Here is an 8,186-nt window from a genome sequence, read left to right on the forward strand (position 1 = left end):
GCCGGGGAGGTGCTGCCCGCCGGTGTCGAGCCGTGGGCCGGGGAGGTGCTGCCCGCCGGTGTCGAGCCCTGGGCCGGGGAGGTGCTGCCCGCCGGTGCCGAGCCGTGGGCCGGGGAGGCGCTTGCCGCCGGTGCCGCGTCGTGGGCCGGGGAGGTGCTCGCCGCCGGTGCCGAGCCGGGGTCCGCTCGGTCGGCGTCCGCCGATGAGGGCCCCGTGCCGGACGACGCAGCGCCGGACGACGCCGTGCCGGAGGATGCCGGGGCGGCTCCCGTGGTCGAGCGGCTCGCCGGCAACGCCCGGCGCTGCACGGCCGGCGATCCGGACGGGGCCCTGGTCAGCGACTGCCGCGGACGCGGGGCGGCGGGCGGCGCCGGTACCGGGGTCACCCGGACCCCGCGGGAGGCCGGGGCCGGTGCGCTCGCGGACACGGCGGGAGAGGCCGGCCCGGCCGAACGCGCCCGCTGGACCGGCGCGGCCGCGGGCGCGGTCGACGACGGGGCCGCCGTCGGCGCGGGCCCCGACGCAGCCGGCCTGCCGGGCGTACTGGATGTGCCACCGCGCGCCCTCGGGGCGGAACCCGTGGGCGCGGTCGGTGCCTTGGCCGTGGCCGGTGCGTCCGCCGGTATCGCGCGCAGCGGCGCGACCGGCATCCGCTGCACGGGCGGTGCGCCGGCCGGACGGGCCAGGGGCGTGGAGGAGGACACGGACGAGGAAGAAGTCTGACGGGCCGACGCGTCGAAGGCGCCGGACAGCAGGCTGTCGCCGGCCCCGGGGTCGAGTACCGCCGGGGACGGCGCCCGGCTGAACGACGGGTCCTGCCAGGTCGGAAGGCGGCCGCCGAAAGCGGCGTCCGCCACCCCCGTACGGTCCGCTCCCGTGGCGCGCTGGATCGGCGGCAGGCCCGTCCAGGCGGCGACGGCCACGGGTGCGGGGCCGGGCGCGGACGCCGCGGGGGCGCCCGCGGCCGCGTCCGGACGCGAGCCGGTGTCCGCGGGCGGACCCGTCTCCGTGGGCGAGCCCGCCGCCGATGCCGCGGTCCCGCCCCCGTTTCCTTCGCCGCCGTCGCGACGGCCCCGCAGCCGGTCCAGGAGTCCCACCGATCAGCCCTCCGCCGTGCCTCGCGTCACGAGGGACGCGATCTGGTCCGTGTACCGGCGGCGGTCCTGGTGTTCCAGGTCCAGGATCGCCTCCAGGCTCCAGTGGAAGTGGTAGGCGACGTACGCGATCTCCTCGTGCAGCCGGTCGGTCGCGTACGTCACGATTCCCCCAGGCGGCTCCCGCCGAGTTCCACCTCGAAGGGCTCCGAGCAGTGCGGGCACTCGACCGCCGCGCGGGTGTGCCCCTCCGCGTTGATCTGGCGGTAGAAGTCCTGGAGGAACGCCAGGTCGGAGGCGAACATGTTCTCCACGACGCCGTCGTGCACCATCGCCAGCGTGCCCAGCCGGGTGATGACCCGGCCGAGCAGCACCACCGACAGGTACCCCGGGTTCTCCTGCACCCGCACGTCGCGCAGCGGGATCAGCTCGTCCCGCGCCGTCGACAGGCGCATCACACCGTCCCGGTGCACCGTGCCCGACTCGTCGACGTACCCGCGCGGCAGCTCGAAGGGGAACTCGGTCTGCATCTGCTGCCTCGGGGCGGTGTCGACGGGGGGCCCGGCGGGAGGGCCGGCCGGAGAACCGGCCGGCGCCTCCGTGGGCGCGGCGGCGGGAGCCGAACGGGGGAAGTCCGCTCCCGCCGCCGCGGACTGTGGTGCCGCGGCGGGTGCCTTGGCGGTGCTACGGCGCATTACTCGACGACCAGTTCTTCGAACACGATGGTGATGGTCTCGGTGAGCGCGTTGGTGTCACCCGCCTTCAGGGTGCCCGCCACGACCTTGCTGCACCAGGCGTTGCGCAGGTTCCAGCGCTTGACCGGGTTGTCCTCGTAGTCCATCACGATGATCGTGGCGTTCTTGCGGGCGGTGGCCATCCGGCCCGCCATGGAGTCGTTGATCCACTGGGTGAACACCGACGACTGGCTCATACCGCGCTCGACCTGGACCGAGCCGTCCTTGGCCACGCCCGGCATCAGGGTGACGTTGTTGCGGCCGGTCGTGCCCTGGTTCTGCTGGTACCTGATGACGTCCTGCTCGATCTGCAGGTTGGAGACCGAGTTGAGGTACTCGACCATCACACCGTCGATCTGGATGCCGAAATTCGGTGCGACGAGTACGTCTTCGGGCTTGGGGAGAGACATGAGTTCGCTGTCCTTCTAGAGGATGTGGGACAAGGGCGGGGGCGCGTGCCGCCTACTCGTCCAGCTCGCCGCCGCCGCTGGAGAACTGGGCGAGCCGGAAGATGACGAACTCGGCGGGCTTGACCGGCGCGATGCCGATCTCGCAGACGACCCGGCCGAGGTCGACGGACTCCGGCGGGTTGGTCTCCTCGTCGCACTTGACGTAGTAGGCCTGGTCGGGGCTCTGGCCGAAGAGGGCGCCGTTGCGCCACTCGTTGACCAGGAACGCGGAGACGTTGCGGCGGATGCGGGCCCAGAGGTTGTGGTCGTTCGGCTCGAACACCACCCACTGGGTGCCGATCAGGATCGACTCCTCCAGGTAGTTGAAGTACCTGCGGATGTTCAGGTAGCGCCACGCCGGGTCGGAGGAGAGGGTGCGTGCGCCCCAGACGCGGATGCCGCGGCCGGGGAAGGAGCGGATGCAGTTGACGCCGATCGGGTTGAGCAGGTCCTGCTCGCCGCGGGTGATCTGCAGCTCCAGGTCGACGGCGCCGCGGACGACCTCGTTGGCGGGGGCCTTGTGCACACCGCGCTCGGAGTCGTTGCGGGCCCAGATGCCGGCGACGTGACCGCTCGGCGGGACCAGGCGGGACTGGCCGGTGGCCGGGTCGAAGGACTTGATCCAGGGGTAGTACAGGGCGGCGTACTTGGAGTCGTAGCCGGCCGTCTCCTGGCGCCAGACGCGGATCTGGCGGGCGTTCTGGCTGGGCGGCGGGTCGATGATCGCGACGCGGTCGCCCATCAGCTCGCAGTGGGCTATGAGGCCGAGCTGGACGGCCTTGACGGCCTCCAGGTCGATCGCGCCGCGCTGGTAGGCGGCCATCAGGTCGGGCACCGCGACCATGGAGATCTCGTCGATCGCCTCCAGGCCGCCGAAGCCGGTGCGGTCCGAGGAGTCGCCGAGGTACTGGGCGGGGCCGGGGTGCGCGCTCTCGGCCTGCCCGGCCGGAACGGCGGGGGCGGCGGACGGCGGCGCGGGCAGCGTCAGGCTCTGGTTCTCCGGCCGGGCCAGCTGCGCGGACGGCGCGGCCTCGGTCACGGTGATGAGCTTGGAGCGCTCCTTGACCTGCGTGACGACGTAGGAGCGGTTGCCCTTCTTGGCGCTCACGTCGAAGGTCTCGACCGGCTTGTCGCCGTCCTTGACGATCAGCTTGAAGCGTTCGGCGGGGCCCTCGCCCTCGGGGTCGGCGACCTCGACGGTCAGCGGGCCGCTCTGGCCGGCCGCGGTGGCCGTCACGGCGAAGGTGCCGAGCTGCTTGGGCTCGGCGGCGGGCAGCGCCTTGGCGGTGCTGCCGGTGACGGCCGCGGGGGCGGCGGCGCCGTTGACCGAGCCGTCGGCGGCGGCGTCCTCGGCCGAGCCGCCGACGCGGACGACGTAGGCGGCCGAACCGCCGTTGTTGAAGAACCCGTAGACGGAGTGCGCGAGGTAGTACCCGCCGGTGAAGTCACCGAAGGCCGCGACGTACTGCGTCCAGTTGGTCACCAGCGTGGGCTCGTTCAGCGGGCCGGTCGGGGCGAGACCGACGAAGGCCGCCACCGACGTGCCCACTCCCTCGATCGGGCGCGAGCCGCTGGCCACCTCCTCGACGTAGACGCCGGGCGACAGGTAGGACGGCATGCTCTGCTCTCCTCGGGGTACGAGACAGGACGCCCCTCAGCCTCACGCGCGCGTTGCCGACCCCGAAACGTCCCCGGGTGCCGGACCAGGGGCATGTTCCTTGCCCCTGGTCGTGCCCGTTGGGGCAGACTCCCGCCGCTTCCCGGCACTTCCCCCCGAAGACCCCTGGCGGACTCCCCGCGTTTCTGATTCAACATCTTGTGTCGACTGTCAGTTCGCCAGGATGTCATCTTGCGATCAAGCCCCGTTCCGGGGCGCGCCGTCCCGCCGCACCGGGGCGCTGCCCCGCGCGAGCGGGGACGGTGACGGGGTGTCAGAAGGGGATCGTCCGTGTCGGACCGTTTGAACCAGACGCAGAGACACCGCCCGGCCGAGGCCGCTCCGGCGCGGCCCCGCCCACAGGGACGCCCGCAGCCGCCCCTGGCCTCGCTGCAGGCCGCGGCGGGCAACCGGGCCGTGGCCTCGGCGATCCAGCGCGGGTCCGGTACGGCGATCCAGCGCGCGGCCGGTACGGCCCGGCTCCCCCGGGGTGCGGTCGTGGCGCGGGCGACCTCGGCGCCGGTGGACGACCTGCGGATCACACCGGTGACGGAGTCCGAGCGGGCGGGTGGTGAGACGGGCCGGGGAGCGGACACGGCGGGCGAGCAGCAGGCGGCCGTGGACGAGGTGACCGGCCAGAAGGAGAAGGTCGCGACCGCCTCGCTGGCGCGGGCCGGCGCGGAGACCGAGGTGTGGGAGGCGTCCGGGGAAGCGGCCGAGGCACGCCGGAAGGCGGCGGCGGCCCGGGGCCGGGCGGAGAAGCTGGAAGGTGCCGCCGGGGCGGCGGAGCGGAGCCGGACGAACTCGCTCGAGACCGAAGAGAAGTTCACAGAGGCGGCCGGCGCGGCGATGGGGAAGCAGCAGGCCGCCGAGGAGAGAGCGGGCACGCTGCAGGACACCGAGCGTGGGGAACGCGCGGCGGCGAGAGCGGCCCGTGCCGAGGAGCGGGAGTACACGAAGAAGGCCGAGGAGGCCGAGGGGAAGAGGAAGGCCGCCGCGGAGAGGGTGGCGGACTTCGAGAAGCAGGTGGCCGAGGCCAGACGGAAGCAGGAGGCCGCCGAAGCCAAGGTGGCGCAGCTCAGGAAGCAGGCCGAGCAGGCCAAGGAGCAGCAGGAGGCCGCCGAGGCCGCGGTACGGGCGAAGGCGGAGGCCGAGGAGCACGCGGTGCAGCAGGCGGCCAAGGCCGAGGCCGAGGCGGAGGCCGAGGACAAGACCGCGCAGAGCGTGCAGAAGTGGGCCGACAAGGCGGCCGATGCGCTGAAGCAGGCGGGGGATGCCGAGGAGGTGGCACGTCGGCGGGCGGGGGAGGCCAAGGGCGCGGACGAAGCCCGGAAGCAGGCCGCGGACGACGTGGAATCCTGCGCCGAGGACCGTGATACGGCGCAGGAGCAGGCGAAGGCGGCCGGCGAGCTGGCAGCGCGGCACGAGAAGAACGCCGACGACGCGGCGCTGGAGCGCGGCAAGGCCGAGAGGCAGGCGGCACGGCACAAGAAGGCCGCGGACGAGGCGCTGCGGCAGGCCGACCGGGCCCAGGCCGACGCGGACAAGCAGGCACACATCGCGGCGGAGCGGCGGCAGCAGGCGGAGACGGTCCGCGCCGAGGAGCGGGGGCACGCACAGGACGCGACCGAAGCACAGGACAGGGCGGCGGCCGCGGGACAGCGGCAGTTGGACCAGAGGGCGGCCCAGACCACGGCGACGGCGGCGCTGAGGGAGGCCAAGGAGGCGAAGAAGAAGGCGACGGAGGCCGCGGCGGAAGCCGCGAAGAAGAACGCGGCAAAGACGGCGGAGCAGACGGACGGAGCAGAGCCGGCCGGTACCGGCAAAGCCCGCGGGACCCGCCGCAAGCAGGCCAGGGACGCGGCCGGTAAGGGCAACGCCAAGGTCAAGGCATGGACCGACGTCCCCGACGTGGCGGCCCTGCGAGCCAGCGCGCCGTACAGCGGAACGCAGCGGGCGGAGGCGACGCGGCACGGGGACACCGGGACGGTGCAGGACACCGCAGCCCAGCAGTTGACCGAGGGCGTGCCCAACACGGTCGCCGACCTCACCGGCACCATCGACAACGTCAGGGCGTTGAAGAACTCGTACAAGAAGCGCAACGAGTCGGGTCCGGCCTCCCACGATCACCGGAGGAACCTGAAAACCAAGTTCAACGGCGCGGTGACGGCCGGCCTCATGCTCATCAACGACGCCGTGAAGGGCGCAGACAACATCGGCAGAGTCACCGAGAACGCGGCCGGAATGGCCGAGCTCGGCGCCGCAGGCGGTGGCCTCACCTCCGCGTTCTCCGCCCTGACCCTCGGCCGCGACGTCAAGGTCTTCAAGGACACGCGTGCGCAGCGCAAGGAGCTGAAGACGCATTTCAGCGGGGAAATCGCCAAGCGCGACCGGAAACTCCAGGAAGTCCTGGACGCCTTGGGAACGGCCAACACGAAACTGGCCCAGGATTCCATCAGTCTGGCGGCCGCGGAGACCGGCGCGGAAGCGGAGGCGCTGCAGGCGGTCGAGGCCGACCGCACCCACATCGAGGGCCTGAGGCAGGAACTGATGGGGCACCTGGCCAGCGGGCGGGACTACGCGGTGCTGAAGAAGAAGAGGAAGCTCAGGCGCCGGGCCATCAACGGCGGCGGCAACCTCGCCCGCACCACGGCCGGCGCCGTGGCGATCGCGGCCGCGGCAGGAGCGGTCTCCGGCGGGATCGGGGCCGGTGTGGTGGGCGCCACGACGGCGGTGGCCCTGGGCGAGGGCGCGGTCGAGAAGGGCCTGCGGAAGGCCAACAAGCGTTACGACTCGGTACGGGACTACCAGAAGCACGCTCGGACCACCCACCCTCAGGAGGGCACACCGGAGCCCGAGAAGCCCAGGCTGGACGAGGACGGGCGGGGCAGAAAGAGCGACGCGTTGAAGGAGGCGGTCATGGTGACGCACTCCATCAAGCAGGGAAAACGGCAGCTCAACGCGCAGGAGCTCTATGCGCAGGCGGCCGGGCCGGCCGTGCCCGTGGGCGAGAACGTCCCCGAAGACATCCGGCGCCGCGCCAGGGCTTTCCTCAAGGCTCTCAAGTGCAGCCCGGTGAAGCACAACCAGGACGACGATCAGTGGCTGGCGTCGCTCAACGACCCCGACCTGCAGACGGAGTGGGAAGAGGCGATAGCCAAGTCGCTCTCCTCGCTCTGAGCGCCCCGTGCCCTGCGCCGTGCCAGGGGGCGACACCGGGGCCGTTGCCCCCGGTGTTGCCCGCGCAGACCTGTCGGCGGCGGGAAAGCTCCGGTAGGGCTGGGGGTCACACGTCCGGTGTCGAAGGGAGCGCATGGTGCGCGCGCACGAGGAAGCCGCCGACCAGCAGGCCGCCCGGGGCGGCCGCGCTCCGCACCGGGCCACGCCCGCACCCACCACCGGAGTGAGCGGAGCGCCGATGACCCCGGCGGCGGTCCTGGCGCTGCAGAGCACGGCCGGCAACGCCGCCGTCCAGCGGGTCGTCGCCCGCGACACGCACCAGCACGGCCCCGGCTGCGGTCACACCGTCCAGCGCCGCGTCGACCCGAGCGAGCACCAGCACGGCGCGGGCTGCGGACACGACGGGATCGACGACCGGAGCCCGGAGGGACAGCACCAGCTCCTGAAAGAGGCCAAGGCGGAGCCCAGCTCGACGCTTCCCGGGTCCTTCCTCGACAAGGCGGTGCCGTTCTACGACAACCCCGCCCTCGCCGGCGCCCGCATGTACACGGGCCCGGTCGCCCAGCGCGCGACGGCGGCCATGGGCGCCGAGGCCATGACGATCGGCATGGACGTGTACCTCGGCCCGTCCGCCATCGGCAACGAGGAGATCCTCGCCCACGAGGCCAGCCACCTCGACAAGAACAGCCGGGGCATCACGGAGACGGGCAGCGCGAGCGGCGGCAGCCCCGCCGTCACCGACCCGGGGCAGGGTTCCGAGGTCGCGGCGGTGAACGACGGAGCGGCCTTCAAGGCCGGGCACACCACGGCCCCCTCCCTCGTCGCCCAGCGAGCGGTCGCGGACAACGTGGAGGACGCGGACTAGTCACGGGCGTCTCACGGACGGCCCTTTGGGGCAACCCGCTGTGCCCTGACAAGACCTGACGTCGTGTCGGTACACCCGTAGCGTCGGCGTGTGAGCCTGTGGACTTCCCTGGAGCCCGCGTCCGCGACTGTGGACCCCGGCAGTAGTACGCGTGTGCGCCTGAGGGTGCGTAATACCGGTGATGTCGTCGACGAGTATCGGTTCGAG

The 8,186-nt window shown here is 72.8% G+C and carries 6 protein-coding genes and 1 pseudogene; 3 read left to right on the top strand and 4 right to left on the bottom strand.

Features of this window, described 5'->3' with window-relative positions; all coding sequences use genetic code 11:
• Positions 1–723: pseudogene (locus tag IE258_RS21210) on the top strand (hypothetical protein); the annotation flags it as partial.
• Positions 724–1,100: 377 nt separating this feature from the next.
• Here IE258_RS21210 and IE258_RS21215 read toward each other — a convergent pair.
• Genes IE258_RS21215 through IE258_RS21230 form a run of 4 tightly spaced genes read right to left on the bottom strand, consistent with a single transcriptional unit; the run spans position 1,101 to position 3,895 of the window.
• Positions 1,101–1,259 carry a DUF6760 family protein gene (locus IE258_RS21215; protein WP_007450918.1) on the bottom strand — a complete coding sequence of 53 codons (159 nt, stop codon included), beginning with the start codon at positions 1,257–1,259 and terminating at the stop codon, positions 1,101–1,103.
• Positions 1,256–1,789, bottom strand: coding sequence for a hypothetical protein (locus IE258_RS21220; protein WP_189745811.1), 534 nt, complete (start codon positions 1,787–1,789; stop codon positions 1,256–1,258). Before IE258_RS21220 ends, IE258_RS21215 begins: the two co-directional genes overlap by 4 nt.
• Positions 1,789–2,238 (bottom strand): phage tail protein, encoded by a 450-nt coding sequence (locus IE258_RS21225; protein ID WP_003974723.1) that lies wholly within the window; start codon positions 2,236–2,238, stop codon positions 1,789–1,791. The genes IE258_RS21220 and IE258_RS21225 overlap by 1 nt, the downstream gene beginning before the upstream one ends.
• 52 nt (positions 2,239–2,290) lie before the next feature.
• The gene (locus tag IE258_RS21230) at positions 2,291–3,895 is read right to left on the bottom strand and encodes a phage tail sheath subtilisin-like domain-containing protein (RefSeq protein WP_109035223.1); all 1,605 of its coding nucleotides are present in this window, start codon (positions 3,893–3,895) and stop codon (positions 2,291–2,293) included.
• Positions 3,896–4,225: 330 nt separating this feature from the next.
• Here IE258_RS21230 and IE258_RS21235 point away from each other — a divergent pair, with 330 nt between their 5' ends.
• Positions 4,226–7,114, top strand: a complete 2,889-nt coding sequence (locus tag IE258_RS21235; RefSeq protein WP_189745812.1) for a coiled-coil domain-containing protein — start codon at positions 4,226–4,228, stop codon at positions 7,112–7,114.
• Positions 7,115–7,247: 133 nt separating this feature from the next.
• On the top strand, positions 7,248–7,979 hold the full coding sequence (locus IE258_RS21240; RefSeq protein WP_229892319.1) for an eCIS core domain-containing protein: 732 nt from the start codon (positions 7,248–7,250) through the stop codon (positions 7,977–7,979).
• Positions 7,980–8,186: the final 207 nt, after the last annotated feature.

The sequence above is a fragment of the Streptomyces tendae genome (assembly GCF_014650435.1).
GTDB classification, from domain to species: domain Bacteria; phylum Actinomycetota; class Actinomycetes; order Streptomycetales; family Streptomycetaceae; genus Streptomyces; species Streptomyces tendae.

Coding starts and splice junctions, on each gene's coding strand:
- IE258_RS21220 (WP_189745811.1), bottom strand. CDS start 1,789: ATGCGCCGTAGCACCGCCAAGGCACCCGCCGCGGCACCACAGTCCGCG.
- IE258_RS21240 (WP_229892319.1), top strand. CDS start 7,248: ATGGTGCGCGCGCACGAGGAAGCCGCCGACCAGCAGGCCGCCCGGGGC.
- IE258_RS21230 (WP_109035223.1), bottom strand. CDS start 3,895: ATGCCGTCCTACCTGTCGCCCGGCGTCTACGTCGAGGAGGTGGCCAGC.
- IE258_RS21225 (WP_003974723.1), bottom strand. CDS start 2,238: ATGTCTCTCCCCAAGCCCGAAGACGTACTCGTCGCACCGAATTTCGGC.